Origin of the sequence: Falsiroseomonas oryziterrae, from assembly GCF_021864505.1 — a bacterium.
GTDB lineage: Bacteria > Pseudomonadota > Alphaproteobacteria > Acetobacterales > Acetobacteraceae > Falsiroseomonas > Falsiroseomonas oryziterrae.
Genome location: NZ_JAKJIB010000017.1, coordinates 14,703 through 29,568, shown reverse-complemented (window position 1 = coordinate 29,568; position 14,866 = coordinate 14,703). Strand labels below are relative to the sequence as shown.

Genomic DNA, 14,866 nt, shown 5'->3' with positions numbered 1-14,866 from the left:
GAGCGGGTCGCGGCGGAGGCGATGGCGCAGCGCGGGGGCCGCGACGCGGCGGAGATGCGCGACGGTCACGGTCGCGTCGCCGTCGAGCGCGGCCAGCGCGCGCGCGGTGCGGACCAGCGTGAGCTCGCCGCGCAACCCGTCGGTGCCAAGCGCCAGGCAGAGCTGCGCGGCGGCTTCCAGAGTCGCGTCGGGGACCTGCACCTTGGGCAGCAGGCGGCGCGCGGCGAGGATGCGCTTGCGCGTCGCTGCCTCCTCCTTCGTCCAGGCGGCGACGAAGCGCTTCGAGTCGCGGTCGAAGGCGTCGCGGCGCTTCACCACCTCGATGCGCGTCGGGAGGTCCTTCGGCGTGCGGACCTCGACCGCGAGGCCGAAGCGGTCGGTGAGCTGCGGGCGCAGCTCGCCCTCCTCCGGATTGCCGGAACCGATGAGGACGAAGCGGGCGGGATGGCGGATGCTGATGCCCTCGCGCTCCACCACGTTCTCGCCGGAGGCGGCGACATCGAGCAGGAGGTCCACCAGGTGGTCCTCCAGCAGGTTGACCTCGTCGATGTAGAGGAAGCCGCGATGCGCGCGGGCCAGCAGGCCGGGCTCGAAGGCCTTGCGGCCCTCGGCCAGCGCCTGTTCGATGTCGAGCGCGCCGGTCACGCGGTCCTCGGTCGCGCCGAGCGGCAGGTCCACGACCGGCACGGGCACGGTGACCACCACACGGCGCGTGCTGGCGCGGCAGGCGTCGCAGAGTTGCGCGGGCTTCGCGGGATCGCAAGAGAAGGGGCAGCCGGCGATTGCCTTCATCGGCGGCAGCAGCGCGGCGAGTGCGCGGACCGTGGTGGATTTCCCGGTGCCGCGGTCGCCGAAGACCATGACGCCGCCCACCGCCGGATCGACGGCGGCGATGAGCAGGGCGAGCTTCATCTCGTCCTGCCCGACGATGGCGGAAAAGGGGAAGACGAGGCGCGCGGGCTTCGCCGTCGCCCTGCGCGGCTTCGCCTTCGGTGCGGATGCGGCCTGGTGGTCGCTTCCGGCACCCCCTCCCCGGGGGCCGGCGGCGTCCATCAGGCGGCGCGCCTCAGGCTGAACTGCGACCAGACGGCCTCCAGACTGGCGACCAGATGGTCCATGTCGGCGTCCGTGTGGACGGGGCCCGGCGTGATGCGCAGCCGCTCCGTCCCGCGCGGGACGGTGGGGTAGTTGATCGGCTGCACATAGACGCCGTGGCGGTCTAGCAGGATGTCGCTGATCCGCTTGCACTGCACCGGGTCGTAGACCATCACCGGCACGATGTGGCTCGGGTTCTCAAGGTGCGGGACGTGGATCTCGTCGAGCCGGCGCCGCAGCGTCCGCGCGCGTTCCTGCAGCGCCTCGCGCTCCGCGTTGCTCTGCTTGAGGTGCTGGATCGCGGCGCGGGCGCCGGCGGCGACGGCCGGCGGCAGCGCGGTCGAGAAGATGAAGCCCGAGGCGAAGCTGCGGACGAAGTCCACCATCGCGGCCGACCCGGCGATGTAGCCGCCGATCACGCCGAAGGCCTTGGCGAGCGTGCCTTCGATGACGGTCAGGCGATGCGCGACGCCGTCACGCTCCGTGATGCCGCCGCCGCGCGCGCCATAGAGCCCCGTGGCGTGCACCTCGTCGCAATAGGTCATGGCGCCGAACTCGTCGGCCGCGTCGCAGATCGCCGCGATCGGCGCGATGTCGCCGTCCATGGAATAGACCGATTCGAAGGCGACGAGCTTCGGGCAGTCCTCCGGCAGCTCCGCCAGGATGCGGCGCAGGTCGGCGACGTCGTTGTGCTTGAACAGCCGTCGCTCCGCCCGGCTGTGGCGCATGCCCTCGATCATCGAGGCGTGGTTCATCTCGTCGGAGACGATCACGCAGCCGGGCATGCGCGAGGCCAGCGTGGACAGCGTCGCCCAGTTCGACATGTAGCCCGAGTTGAACAGCAGCGCCGCTTCGGTCCCGTGCAGGTCGGCCAGCTCCTTCTCGAGCAGGACGTGCATGTGGTTCGTGCCGGAGATGTTGCGCGTTCCGCCCGCGCCGGCGCCGTAGCGATCCAGCGCCTCATGCATCGCGGCGAGCACCTTCGGGTGCTGGCCCATGCCGAGGTAGTCGTTGGAGCACCAGACGGTGACCTCGCGCGTCTTGCCGGCGTCGTGGCGGATCGCCTTCGGGAAGCCGCCGCGCTGGCGCTCGATGTCGGCGAAGACACGGTAGCGGCCTTCGCGCCGGAGGCCGTCGAGCTGCGCCCGGAAGAAGCTCTCGTAGTTCATGTCGGCCCCCACTGGTCGTTCGGCGCCACCCGGCATCCGGCCTGTCGCGGCGGCGCGGCGCGACGACCATCCTTGCAGGCGCCCGGAACGGCGCCCTTGATCACGATCAACATCCAGGAATTCCCACGGGCGCGGGTCATGCCGCGCTCGTCGGCTGCGGCGCATCCGGCTTCGCGGCCGGTCGCGAGGCCAGGCCCCAGCGCCACAGCGCGTCCGCCGAGAACGGCAACACCATGAAAATATGTTCGAGCAGCCCGAGCGCAACCAGCGTGGCGAGCAGCGTGAAGCCCACCGCCTCGTGCCCCGTCGCCCCTGGCGCCAGCGCCGCCATTGCGAGCTGGGCGCAGGCGACCACGCCGGCCAGGACCGAAAGCGGGAACAGCACGTTCATCGGCCTGCGTGCGAAATAACTCTCCAGGTAGCGGAGGTGGTCCGGCAGGAACGCCTCGGAGAGGTTCCGCACGCCGAGATAGACATTCAGCTTGGCGCTCTGCCGCATCGCCCAGAAGGCCAGGAAGGTCCAGGTGCCGATCTGGTTCGGCGCCTGCCAGGTCAGCGCGACGATGGCGGCCGCCATGACGATGATGGCGAGCTCGTGCCACAGGATGACGGCGATCGCCGCCTTGAGCCGCGGCCAGCCGCGCGTCGTCGGCGGGATCGCCGTCCTGCGCGGGCCGGTGACCAGCCCGGTCAGGAAGGCGATCTCGATCCAGGCCCAGCACAGCACGCCGCAGACGAAGCCGAGCCAAGCCCCCGCCGTGCTCGTGTCCCAGGCCAGCGCATGGAGGCCGAACAGGCCGGCGAGCAGGAGCGTCGTCGCCCCCAGCATCGTCCAGCGGAAGGTCTCCCGCCGCAGCCCGTCCAGGTAGATGATCAAGCCGGTGCTCGACCACCAGACGAGAAGGGTGAAGAGGGCGGGAAGCCCGTGCTCGGCCATCCGGTGCCGCCCCTACCAGGCCGGCGAGAGGCGGGCGTCGTCCGGCAGCGCATGCCGGCGCGGGCGCAGGAAGTAGAGCCGCCCGAACACCGCTGCCGCCGCGGCCGAGAGCGCGACCCGCTTGGCGCCGCCGACGACGCCGCCCTGCGCCTTCGCCCGGCCCAGCGCCTCCGCGATCCCGTTCAGCCGCTGCAGGTTCCGCAGGAAGGCCGGGTTGTCCACGTCGAGCGTGTCCGGGAAGACCTGGCGGCAGATCTCCTCGGTGATGCGGAAGACGCGCATGTCGTAGTCGGTCGCGTCCATGCCGAGCGCCTTGTGGAATTCGGGGCGCGCATGATCGCGGACGAACATGGTGGCGAAGACCGCGAGCTGGAAGAAGCGCGCCCAGTACCGGTTCCGGCCCCGCACCAGGTCGGGGTTGGCGCGCATCAGCAGCGCGAAGGCCTCGCCGTGGCGGAACTCGTCGTTGCACCACTTCTCGAACCACTTGAAGATCGGGTGGATGCGAAGCTCCGGATGCCGCTCGAACTGCCGGAAGATCGTGATGTAGCGCGCGTAGCCGATCTTCTCGGACAGATAGGTGGCGTACATGATGAACTTCGGCTGGAAGTAGTGGTACTTCTTCGCCTTGGTGAGGAAGCCCAGGTCCACGCCGACGTTCATGTCCTTCAGCGTGTCGTTGATGAAACCGGCATGCCGGGACTCGTCGCGCGCCATGACGCCGAAGAGGTCCTTCATGTCCGGGTTCTTCACCCGCTTCTTGATCTCGGCGTAGAGCACGCAACCGGAGAATTCGGCCGTCACGCTGCTGACGAGGAACTCCAGGAACTCCTTCTGAAGCCCCTCCGGCAGCGTCTCGATGTCGAAGGCGTCGAATTCCTCGGTGCGGATGAAGTGGCCCTTGTTGGGGTCGGCGTGGAACTCCGCCATCAGCCTGTCCCACTGCTCGCGCACCGGCTCGACGCTGATCGCGTCCATCGCGGCGAAGTCTGTGGTGTAGAAGCGCGGCGAGAGCACCGTCTCGGTCAGCGCCATCTTCGTGGTTTCGGAGGAGCTGGAGGGCCGGCCGCCCGGCGTGATGGCGTTCATGCCGTCACCTCCTTCGGCTCGAAGCCGCAGTGATACAGCTCCGTCAGTTCGAACAGCGCGGACCATTGCGTCCAGGCGCGCTCGATCGGGCCGGCGAGATAGACGGTCGCCGTCGTCTCGAAGGCCAGCTTCTCACCGAACTCGACATGGTCCGGCGCGCCGTGCACCAGCACGCGGTCGCCGGGACGCAACTCGATCCCTTCGGGAATGGCGTTGGCGAAGAAGTAGTCCGCTGTCCGCTCGATCTCCACTGTGCAGGGTACCTCGACGGTCTTGCCGCCGAAGATCGCCCGGCCCACTCCCCAGTGGTCCGTCATGGCGTCATCGCTCCTCTGTGTTGAGCAGTTTCAGGAAAGCCTCGGCATTGGTGCGGCCGAAGGCGTGAAGCTCCATCGCGTTGCCCGTCGCCGTGTCGAGCAGGGTGATGCGGCCATCCGGCCAGGTGCTGAGCCGGAACGGCGCGTCCGGCCCCAACTGTGCGACGCGGCGCTGGCGCATCAGCCCGCGCATGGCGCCGCGGACGAAGCCCTCTTCGCCGACGAAGACCTCGATCACGCCGCCGGTGCGGGCATCGGTGACGACGACGGCGCCGTCGTCGCGGTCGGCGAAGCGGATGTCGCGCGTCGCCAGCGGCTGCGCGCCGGTCGAGGCGGGATTGACCGGCGCCTTGTGCCCGAGGGTGGCCAGCGCCAGCGTGCCGGCCACCACCGCGCCGGTGCCGAGCAGCAACCCGCGGGAGACGACGAAGCGGCGGGGCAGAGTCTGGTCCATCCCCGTCTCCTCAGGCCGCCGCCGCCGCGGCAGGCTGCTTGACGCGGTCGGGCGTCGGCTGCGTGCCGGGCGCGGCTTGCGCGACCGCGCGCACCGGCATGGACGATGCCGCGGCGAGCGCACGGCCAAGCGCCTGCGCGACCTTCTCCGGCTGCGCCACCCCACGCAGCGTCGGCTGCGGGTGGGACATGTGCCAGGACCGCGTGCAGGGCCAGAGGGCCATCCAGGAGACGCGATGCGGCTTCATCACCTGCAGCGCGATGTCGCCCGTGCCGTCCTCGTGCTGCGCCAAGGCGGCGCTGCCGATCACGGCGAAGGGGATGTTGACGTTCATCGGCAGCGCGACGCCGGTGCGGATCACCACGCGCCGCGTCGTGATCGTGTAGAGCGTCATGCGCGCCGAGGCCCAGCCGTAGAGCGCGAGCAGCCCCATCGGCACGGCACCGAGCAGCAGGATGAACGCCGCCCCCTGCGCGACTTCCAGCGCGTCGCCGCCGTCGAGGGCGAGCGCCACGCCGCGCCAGAGCGCTAGCAGCATGAAGTAGACTGACATCCACCGCAGGTGCAGCGCCCGCCGGGCAAGCCCGCCGAAGCGGGGCTTGCCCTGCCACAGGATCGACTCGCCCTGGGGCAGTTCCGCCGGAAGCCCGGGGACGGGCTCGACGTCGTGCTCAAAGAAGCCGGGGCGGGTGTCCTTGCTCATACGAAGGACTCGCTGTCGCCGGGCAGCGCGTAGAGCTCGCCGCCGCCGAAGTAGCCGCTGACGCGGTCCTCCTCGCGCAGCGTGACGCGTTCCGGATGCGCGGTGGTCGGCGCGGCCGCGATCTGGGCGGAGGTCGCGCTGTCGCAGATCACCGGGCCCTCGCCGCTCCAGCGCACGACGCCGATCGGGATCAGCACGCGCTTGCCGCTGCCGACGACCTCGACTTCGACGTAGCGCAGCAGCACGTCCGACTTGTCGACCCAGAGGTCCACCACCGTGCCGGCGACCTTCTTGTCGAGGCCGAAGACGGGCCGGCCGCGGATCTCGGGGTCGCCCTCGGCGATCGTCCAGCCTGGCGCGGCGCGCAGGGGCACGATCTTGGGATCGCCCTCGTCCCAGGTGAGGTCGGGCGTGTCGGCGCGCAGCGAGTACGACGCGGCACCGACGCCCGCCTGCATCGGATCCGTCAGCAGGACCTGCGAGGCACCGGGGAACGGGTCGTAGGCGACCAGGATGCCGGTCATGTCGCGCTCGGCGCGCGGGCCGGGCGCGCTGACCGTGCCGTGGCCGTGCGGGAGGATGTAGGCCTTCGGATCCGGCGTCGCCGGGAAGCCCTCGATCGGGGCGCGGAGCTCACGCCCCTCCCGATCCGAGATCAGCGGGTAGCCTTCGCGCTTGCCCTCCCGGTGCAGCCAAAGCACCAGGCCGAGGAAGAAAGCGTAGAAGGCGTAGAGCGACAGGGCCGCGAGGTCCTGCCAGACGGGGGTGAGTGGAACAGGCTGCATGGCGGACCTCCGTTGATCCCTCAGACGTGAGCCGGCCCGGCGGCGCCGGGCTCGTGTTGCGGTCGCGAGCGGGTGGCGCCCGTGCCGCGCACGAGCGGGCCGACCACGGCCAGGGTGACGAAGAGAAGTGCGATCTCGACGGCGTAGACGACGACGTAGCCGGTCGCCGGGCTGGTCATGGCTTCACCGAGCGCGCCCTGCTCCGCGAGGCCGCCGATGACGTCGCGCACGATCCCGCCGAGCGCGATCGCGGTGCCCGCCGCCGTGGCCTGCACCGCGCCCCAGACGCCGAGCGCGAGGCCGATCTGGTGCGGCGGCGCGAGCCGCATGCAGGAGGTGAGCGTCGCATGCGCGAAGAGCCCGCCGCCGAGCCCGATGCAGAGCGAGCCGAGCGCGAAGATCGGTGCATAGACGACGAGACCCGACAGGATCACCAGGCCGAAGGCGAAGATCCCCATCAGCGCGCCATAGGCCGCGAGGCGGTGCGCGTCCGCGCCCTGCGACAGCCAGCGCGCCCCGGCCACGAAGCCGAGCGCACTGCCGCCGGCGAGCAGCGCCGTCAGCCCAGTGGTGGCGCCGACGCCGAGGCCGAGGATCTGCCCGCCATAGGGCTCGAGCAGCACGTCCTGCATCGCGAAGCCCGCGAAGCCGAGGCCGGCGGCCAGCAGCCGGCGGTTCCACGGCCCGCTGGCGCAGAGAAGGCGGAAGCTCTCGATGAAGCCGGGGTCGCCCTCCTGCTTACCCTGCGTGCGCGAGGGATCGCGCGCCTCCTGCTTCCACATCGCGATGAAGTTCAGGATCAGGGTCGCCGCCGCGCAGCCCTGGATCGCCTGGATCAGCTTGAGTTGCGTGAAGTCGGCCAGGAAGGCGCCGAGCAGGAGCGCCGAGATCACCATGCCGACCAGCAGCATCAGCGACAGGACCGCGACGACATTCGGCTGCGACCGGCGCGGCGCGAGGTCGGTCGCGAGCGCCAGCCCGACGGTCTGGACCGTGTGCATGCCGGCACCGACCATCAGGAAGGAGATGGCCGCCGCCACCTGTCCCGCCCAGGGCGGCGCCCAGGTGTCGCCGGACAGCACGATCAGCGCGAAGGGCATCATCGCGAGCCCACCGAACTGCCAGATGCTGCCGAACCAGATGTAAGGCACGCGCCGCCAGCCCAGCAGCGAGCGGTAGGTGTCCGACCTGAAGCCGATCAGGGCGCGGAGCGGGGCGAAGACCAGCGGCAGCGCCAGCATCGTCGCGACCAGGCCGGCAGCGACATGCAGCTCGACGATCATCACGCGGTTCAGCGTGCCGATCAGCAGCACCGCCGTCATGCCGCAGGAGATCTGGAACAGCGAGAGGCGCAGCAGGCGCGACCAGGGGAGGTCCGCCGAGACGGCATCGGCGAAGGGCAGCAGGTTGCTGCCGACCTTCGTCCAGATGCGCGCCATGCGGGCCTCGATCGCGTTCATCGCCGGACGAGCTCCAGCGCGTGCGAGGTGTAGAAGCCGGAGGCGATGCGCCGGTGATGCCCGGCGGCGAAGCCCTGCAGCCCGGCGTCGTGCTCGATCAGCCGGCGCAGCTTCGCCTCGGCCACCGGGACGATGGAGGGGGCGCGGTCGCCGCGGGGGAAGAAGCGGCCGGCGGCATGCATGGCCGAGAGCAGCGCAGTGCGCGGCGCAAACGTGAAGGCGATGGAGCCGTCCGTGCGCTCCGCCAAACCCGCGAGGACGCGCACCGTGTCCTGCGGCGCGTAGTGGATCAGGCTGTCCATCGCGACCACATGGTCGAAGCGGCCGAGCGCGGGATAGAACATGTCGCCCGCGAGGAACGTGATCCGGCCAGGACCGGCGATCTCGCCCGTGCGCTGCTTCGCGATCTCGATCAGGCCGGGGGCGATGTCCACCGCGACAACCTCGGCGCCGCGCTTCGCCGCTTCCAGGGCCAGCGCGCCGGTGCCGCAGCCGGCATCGAGCAGGCGCCTGCCCGTCAGGTCGGCGGGCAGCCAGGAGAGCAGCGTCGCGCGCATCGCGTCGCGGCCCGCGCGCACCGTGGCGCGGATGCCGGAGACCGGCGCGTCGGAGGTCAGCCTCTCCCACGCCCGGATCGCCGTGCGATCGAAGTATTCGTGCAGCTCGCCGCGGCGGGTCTGGTAGGTGGCCGTGGGCATCAGTCGAACCCCAGCAGGTCGAAGATCTCGCGGTCCTTCAGAGGCGCGGCCTCCAGCGGCGTAACGCCGGAGAGCAGGCCGGCGGCAAGACGCAGGTACTCGTCCTGCGCCGTCTTCACCTCCGGCACGGCCTCGTCCATCTGGAACAGGCTCTTCTTCGCGAGCCGCGAGCGGCGGATCACGTCGAGGTCGGGGAAATGCGCGAGCGTCTTCATACCGGACACCGCGTTGAACTTCTCGATCTGGTCGGTGTCGCGCGAGCGGTTGGCGATGACGCCGCCGAGCCGCACGCCGTAATTGGCGGACTTCGCCTTGATCGCAGCCACGATGCGGTTCATCGCGAAGATGCTGTCGAAGTCGTTCGCCGCCACGATCAGGCCGCGGTCGGCGTGCAGCAGGGGGGCCGCGAAACCGCCGCAGACCACGTCGCCGAGCACGTCGAAGATGACGATGTCCGTCTCCTCGAGCAGGTGGTGCTCCTTCAGCAGCTTCACCGTCTGGCCGACGACATAGCCGCCGCAGCCGGTGCCGGCGGGCGGGCCGCCCGCCTCGATGCAGAGCACGCCGTTGTAGCCCTCGAAGACGAAGTCCTCGGGTCGCAGCTCCTCGGCGTGGAAGCCGACGCCGTCGAGCACGTCGATCACCGTCGGGATCATCTTCCCCGTCAGGGTGAAGGTGCTGTCGTGCTTCGGATCGCAGCCGATCTGCAGCACGCGCTTGCCGAGCTTGCTGAAGGCGACCGAGAGGTTCGAGCTGGTGGTGGACTTGCCGATACCGCCCTTGCCGTAGATCGCGAAGACGGTCGCGCCGTCGATCTTGGCACCCGCATCTGCATGCACCTGCACGCTGCCCTCGCCGTCGCCGAGGCGGGAGCGAGACGCGTTCGGCGGTGGTCTCATGATCACGGTCATGCGGCCATCTCCACGGCGATGCCTTCGAGCCTGTCCTCGAGCTCCTCGCCGGCCTGGCGGAGGGCTTCGATGGTTTCTTCGCTCGGTTGCCAGTAGTTGCGCTCATGCGCCTCGATGAGGCGGTTCGCGATGCGCACGGATGCGGTCGGGTTCAGCTTCGCGAGCCGCGCGCGCATCTCGGGGTCGAGCATGTAGGTCTGGGCCAGCTGCTGGTAGATCCAGGGCGCGACCTGGCCGGTCGTGGCCGACCAGCCCATGGTGTTGGTCACCTGCGCCTCGATCTGCCGCACGCCCTCGTAGCCATGCGCGAGCAGGGCCTCGAACCATTTCGGGTTCAGCGCGCGCGTGCGGGTTTCGAGCGCGACCTGCTCGGCGACCGTGCGGATCGTGCCCTCGCCGCGCGTCTGGTCGCCGACATAGACGGCGGCCTCGGTGCCGTTGCGGGCGCGGCGCACGGCGCGGCTGATGCCGCCCAGCGTGTCGAAATACTGGTCGATGGTGGTCAGCCCGACCTCGACGCTGTCGAGGTTCTGGTAGGTGACCTCCACGCTGCCGAGCAGGTGGCCCAGCACCTTGTCCTGGCGCGCCGGCTTGCCGTCGATCCCGTAGGCATAGCCCTTGCGGCGGACATAGGTCTCGGCGAGCTCGTCCTCGTCGGTCCAGACGCCGGCGTCGATCATGCCGTTGACGTTGGAGCCGTAGGCGCCGTCGGCATTGCCGAAGACCCGGAGAGCCGCCTGCTGGATGTCGCCGCCATGCTGCGCCTGGAAGGCCAGGGCATGCTTGCGGATGTAGTTCTGCTCGACCGGCTCGTCGGCCTCGGCCGCCAGCAGTGCCGCTTCCGCCAGCAGCTTGGTCTGGAGCGGCAGCAGGTCGCGGAAGATGCCCGACAGCGTCACCATCACGTCGATCCGCGGCCGGCCAAGCTGCTCCAGCGGGATCAGCTTGGCCCCCGACACGCGCCCGTAGCTGTCGTGCCGCGGCTCGGCGCCCATCAGGGCCAGCGCCTGCGCGATCGGCCCGCCCTCGGTCTTCAGGTTGTCCGTGCCCCAGAGGACGATCGCCACCGTCTCCGGCAGGCCCTTCCCGTCCGCCGCGTGGCGCGCGAGCAGCCGGTCGGCCTGGCGCGCTCCGTCGCGCACCGCGAAGGCTGAGGGGATCTTGAAGGGGTCGAAGCCGTGCAGGTTGCGGCCCGTCGGCAGCACCGCGGTGCTGCGCAGCAGGTCGCCGCCCGGCGCAGGGCGGATGTAGCCGGCATCCAGCGCATGCAGGATCGCCGGCAACTCCGGGTCGCTGGCCAGCAGCGCGTCCAGCCGCGCACGCTCGGCCGCGTCGGTGACGCCCGCAGCGTCCAGCGTCTCGGCCCGCTGCTGCCGGGTCAGTACCTCGCCGATCACGTGCAGGCCGTGCGGGATGAGCGTGTACTCCAGCTCGAGCAGCTCGGCCGTCAGCTTCAGCACGCGGGCATCGAGCGCCTCGGCCGGCCAGGCGGGCTCCGCTTCGGCGAGATCCACCGCCGCCGCCTGCGCCTGCACCAGCTGCGCCAGCGACTGCCGCACCGCCGGGTCGCAATCGGGATCGAGCCCCCGCCAGCGATCGAGCGAGGCCTTGAGGTCCAGCAGCCCGCGATAGAGGCCGGCATTGGCCACCGGCGGCGTGAGGTACGAGATCAGCGCCGCCCCCGCCCGCCGCTTCGCCAGCATCCCTTCCGACGGGTTGTTGGAGGCATAGAGGTAGAAGTTGGGCAGCTCGCCGATCAGCCGGTCCGGCCAGCATTCGGCCGAGAGCCCCGCCTGCTTGCCGGGCATGAACTCCAGCGCGCCGTGCGTGCCGAAATGCAGAACGGCATGGGCGCCGAAATCCTCGCGGATCCAGCGGTAGAAGGCGCTGAAGGCGTGGGTCGGGGCGAAGCCGCGCTCGAAGAGCAGGCGCATCGGGTCGCCCTCCCAGCCGAAGCCAGGCTGGATGCCGATGAACACGTTGCCGAAGCGCGCACCGAGCACGTGGATCGTCGCGCCATCGGACTGCGCGCGGCCCGGGGCCGGGCCCCATTGCCGCTCGATGTCGGCGAGGTAGGTCTCGCGTCGGACATGGTCGTCGGCGCCGATGCGCGCGGCGACGTTGGCGATGGCGCCGAATTGCGAGGCGTTGCCGTGCAGCACGCGCTCGCGCAGCGCGTCCACGCTCTCCGGCACCTCCACGGCATAGCCGGCGGCCGCCATGGCGCGGAGCGTGTTGTGCAGCGATTCGAAGACGCCGAGATAGGCGGCGGTGCCGATGTTCCCGGCATTCGGCGGGAAGCTGAACAGCACCATCGCGACCTTGCGCGCGCGCCGCTCCGACCGGCGCAGCGCAACGAGACGCGCCACGCGCTCCGCCAGGCGATCGGCGCGCTCGGGATGCGGGCGCATGTCGCGCTGGCAGGAGACGCCGTCGCAGCCCGGGCAGGTCTTGCCCGTCGCATCCGCGCCACAGCGGCCGCCATAGGTCATCGGCCAGATGCCGCCGTCGAGCTCCGGGATGGCGACCATCATCGTCGCCTCGACGGGCAGCAGGCCGCGCGGATCCGCCTGCCACTGCCGCATCGTCTGGAACTCGAGCGGATGGGCGGAGATGTAGGGCACGTCGAGCCGCGCCAGCAGTTCCTCCGCCGCGTGGCTGTCGTTGTAGGCGGGGCCGCCGACGAGCGAGAAGCCGGTGAGCGAGACCACCGCGTCCACCGCCGGGACCCCGTCCTTCATGAAGAACCGCTCGACCGCAGGGCGGTTGTCGAGGCCGGAGGCGAAGGCCGGGATCACGCGCAGGCCGCGCGCCTCGAGCGCCGCGATCACGCCGTCGTAATGCGCGGCATTGGCGGCCAGCACGTAGCTGCGCATGACGAGCAGCCCCACCGTGCCGGCGCGGCCGCCCTTCGGCAGGTCCTCCAGCCGCTCCGTCACGCGCGACGCGAGCTTCGGATGGTACAGGCCGACTTCCGGGTAGTGGACCGGCGGCGCGACCTTGAGCGAGCCGGCGAGCTTCGCGCGCGGCCCGGCGGCGTAGCGGTTCACCAGCAGCCGGACCATGTTGCCGAGGTTCTCGCGCGACCCCGCCAGCCAGTATTGGAGCGCCAGGAAATAGGCGCGCACGTCCTGCGCCGTGCCGGGGATGAAACGGAGCAGGCGCGGCAGCTCCCGCAGCATCCGCATCTGACCCTTGCCGGAGGAGGAGGCGCCGCCCTTCTTCGCGCCGCGCAGCTTCTTCAGCAGGCCCATGATCCCGCTGGCCTCGGCGCCCATGTCGAAGCGGCCGATGCGCGTCAGCTTCATGACCTCGCCGGCCGAGAGCATGCACACCATCGCGTCGCACCGGCCGCGCCGCGCAGCGAGCGCCGGCAGCACGGCCTTGATGTGGTCCTCGAGGAACAGCATCGCAGCAATGACGATGTCGGCCGTTGCAATGTCGTCGTGGCACGCCGCCAGCGCCTCGGCGTCGCCTGCCCATTCGTCGGCCGCATGCACGCTCAGCTCGAGGCCCGGGATCTCGCGCCGCAGGTCGCCGCGGGCCTGCAGCATGGCGCCGGCCAGGTGGCTGTCCATCGTGACGACGACCACGCGGATGCCGCTGGATGACTCCGCGGCGCCGCGGCCCACGGTGCGGATGCTTCCGTCAGCGGGCATAGTGGGCCTTGGCGTCATACAGGGTCTCGAGCGTGATGGTCGCGATGCCGCGCTCGGCGGCAAAGCGTTCCGTGTTGCGTCGAGCCTTCCCCCGCACGAAGAACGGAATCTTCTTGAGCTCCTGTTCGGCGTCCGGACCCCAGGCGATGGAGTCGCCCGCAGCGGCGTGGGGAGTCACCGCTGCGGGCGCGGGCAGGGGTTGCGCGGCGGGCGCCGCCCCGATGCCCATCTCTGGCGCTAGCTGCGCGCCGCCACCGAGGTGCGAGGGCTTCGCACCGTCGTGGAACTCGAAATCCTCGCGGAACATCGCGAGCAGGTGCTCCTCGAGGCCCATCATCAGCGGGTGCACCCAGGTGTCGAACAGCACGTTCGCGCCCTCGAACCCCATCTGGGGCGAGTGGCGGGCCGGGAAGTCCTGCACATGCACGGGGGCCGAGATGACGGCGCAGGGGATGCCGAGCTTCTTCGCGATGTGCCGCTCCATCTGCGTGCCCAGCACCAGCTCGGGCTGCAGCGCGGCGATCGCCTGCTCGACATCGAGGTAGTCGTCGGTGATCAGCGGCTCGACGCCGTAGGACTTCGCCGCCTCGCGGATCTCGCGGCCGAACTCGCGGGAGTAGCTGCCGAGGCCGACGACCTCGAAGCCGAGCTCGTGCTGCGCGGCATGGGCGGCGGCGATCGCGTGGGTGGCGTCGCCGAAGACGAAGACGCGCTTGCCGGTCAGGTAGGTGCTGTCGACCGACTTCGAGTACCAGGGCAGGCGCAGCGCGGCCTCGTCGGGCGTCGTCGCGAGGCCGGCGAGCTGCGCCACCTCCGCCACGAAGCGACGCGTTGCGGCGACGCCGATCGGCACCACGGTCGTGCTCGGCTGGCCGAAGCTCCGCTTGAGCCAGGACGCGGCCTGGCCTGCGATCTCCGGATAGAGCACCACGTTGAAGTCGGCCTCGCCGAGGCGGGCGAGGTCGGCCGGCGTCGCGCCGAGCGGTGCGCAGACAGACACCTCGATGCCCATCGCGCCGAGCAGGCGCGTGATCTCTGCGACGTCGTCGCGGTGGCGGAAGCCGAGGGCGGTCGCGCCGAGCAGGTTGCAGCGCGGCGCGCGGTCCGTCGGGCGCGGATCCCGCTTCGTGCCCGGCGGTGGCGCATGCGGGCCGGCCATGGCGCGGACGAGCTGGTAGAAGGTCTCCGACGCGCCCCAGTTCTCCTTGCGCTGGTAGGAGGGCAGCTCCAGCGGCACGACCGGGATCGGCAGGCCGAGCGTCCGCGCCAGCCCGCCGGGGTCGTCCTGGATCAGCTCCGCGGTGCAGGAGGCGCCGACCAGCATCGCCTGCGGCCGGAAGCGCTCATGAGCGTCGAGGACGGCGGCCTTGAACAGCTCGGCCGTGTCGCCACCGAGATCGCGCGCCTGGAAGGTGGTGTAGGTGACGGGCGGGCGCGCGGCGCGCCGCTCGATCATGGTGAAGAGCAGGTCGGCATAGGTGTCGCCCTGCGGCGCGTGAAGCACGTAGTGCACGCCGCGCATCGCGGTGGCGACGCGCATCGCCCCCACATGCGGCGGTCCCTCATAGGTCCAGACGGCGAGCTGCATG

Annotated in this window: 13 protein-coding genes; all 13 read right to left on the bottom strand. The window is 70.8% G+C overall.

All coding sequences use genetic code 11. The features are described from left to right. Window positions 1-1,053, bottom strand: a 1,053-nt coding sequence (gene bchI / locus L2I40_RS03320; protein WP_272910930.1) for a magnesium chelatase ATPase subunit I, incomplete at its 3' end; no start/stop codon positions are given. Continuing rightward, window positions 1,053-2,264: a 5-aminolevulinate synthase gene (hemA, locus tag L2I40_RS03315; RefSeq protein WP_237213441.1), complete on the bottom strand. Its 1,212-nt coding sequence runs from the start codon at window positions 2,262-2,264 to the stop codon at window positions 1,053-1,055. The genes hemA and bchI, both read right to left, overlap by 1 nt. A gap of 136 nt (window positions 2,265-2,400) precedes the next feature. Further along, window positions 2,401-3,201 carry a putative photosynthetic complex assembly protein PuhE gene (gene puhE, locus L2I40_RS03310; RefSeq protein ID WP_237213440.1) on the bottom strand — a complete coding sequence of 267 codons (801 nt, stop codon included), beginning with the start codon at window positions 3,199-3,201 and terminating at the stop codon, window positions 2,401-2,403. 12 nt (window positions 3,202-3,213) lie between these two features. After that, window positions 3,214-4,290, bottom strand: coding sequence for a magnesium-protoporphyrin IX monomethyl ester (oxidative) cyclase (gene acsF / locus L2I40_RS03305; RefSeq protein WP_237213439.1), 1,077 nt, complete (start codon window positions 4,288-4,290; stop codon window positions 3,214-3,216). Further along, the gene (locus tag L2I40_RS03300) at window positions 4,287-4,607 is read right to left on the bottom strand and encodes a hypothetical protein (RefSeq protein WP_237213438.1); all 321 of its coding nucleotides are present in this window, start codon (window positions 4,605-4,607) and stop codon (window positions 4,287-4,289) included. The genes acsF and L2I40_RS03300 overlap by 4 nt, the downstream gene beginning before the upstream one ends. Before the next feature lie 4 nt (window positions 4,608-4,611). Further along, window positions 4,612-5,061 (bottom strand): photosynthetic complex assembly protein PuhC, encoded by a 450-nt coding sequence (gene puhC, locus L2I40_RS03295; RefSeq protein WP_237213437.1) that lies wholly within the window; start codon window positions 5,059-5,061, stop codon window positions 4,612-4,614. A 10-nt stretch (window positions 5,062-5,071) separates the two neighbouring features. Continuing rightward, window positions 5,072-5,764: a photosynthetic complex putative assembly protein PuhB gene (puhB, locus tag L2I40_RS03290; protein ID WP_237213436.1), complete on the bottom strand. Its 693-nt coding sequence runs from the start codon at window positions 5,762-5,764 to the stop codon at window positions 5,072-5,074. After that, window positions 5,761-6,549, bottom strand: coding sequence for a photosynthetic reaction center subunit H (puhA, locus tag L2I40_RS03285; protein WP_237213435.1), 789 nt, complete (start codon window positions 6,547-6,549; stop codon window positions 5,761-5,763). The genes puhB and puhA overlap by 4 nt, the downstream gene beginning before the upstream one ends. Window positions 6,550-6,569: 20 nt before the next feature. Then, window positions 6,570-8,009, bottom strand: a complete 1,440-nt coding sequence (locus L2I40_RS03280) for a PucC family protein (RefSeq protein WP_237213434.1) — start codon at window positions 8,007-8,009, stop codon at window positions 6,570-6,572. Further along, window positions 8,006-8,707, bottom strand: coding sequence for a magnesium protoporphyrin IX methyltransferase (gene bchM, locus L2I40_RS03275; protein ID WP_237213433.1), 702 nt, complete (start codon window positions 8,705-8,707; stop codon window positions 8,006-8,008). Before bchM ends, L2I40_RS03280 begins: the two co-directional genes overlap by 4 nt. Further along, complete coding sequence (gene bchL, locus L2I40_RS03270; protein ID WP_456305724.1) at window positions 8,707-9,618, bottom strand: ferredoxin:protochlorophyllide reductase (ATP-dependent) iron-sulfur ATP-binding protein; 912 nt, start codon at window positions 9,616-9,618, stop codon at window positions 8,707-8,709. The genes bchM and bchL overlap by 1 nt, the downstream gene beginning before the upstream one ends. Further along, a complete protein-coding gene (locus L2I40_RS03265; RefSeq protein WP_456305723.1) occupies window positions 9,615-13,250 on the bottom strand; it encodes a magnesium chelatase subunit H in 3,636 nt (1,211 codons plus the stop codon). Before L2I40_RS03265 ends, bchL begins: the two co-directional genes overlap by 4 nt. A 16-nt stretch (window positions 13,251-13,266) precedes the next feature. Continuing rightward, complete coding sequence (bchB, locus tag L2I40_RS03260; protein ID WP_237213432.1) at window positions 13,267-14,865, bottom strand: ferredoxin:protochlorophyllide reductase (ATP-dependent) subunit B; 1,599 nt, start codon at window positions 14,863-14,865, stop codon at window positions 13,267-13,269. Between the last annotated feature and the right edge of the window lies 1 nt (window position 14,866).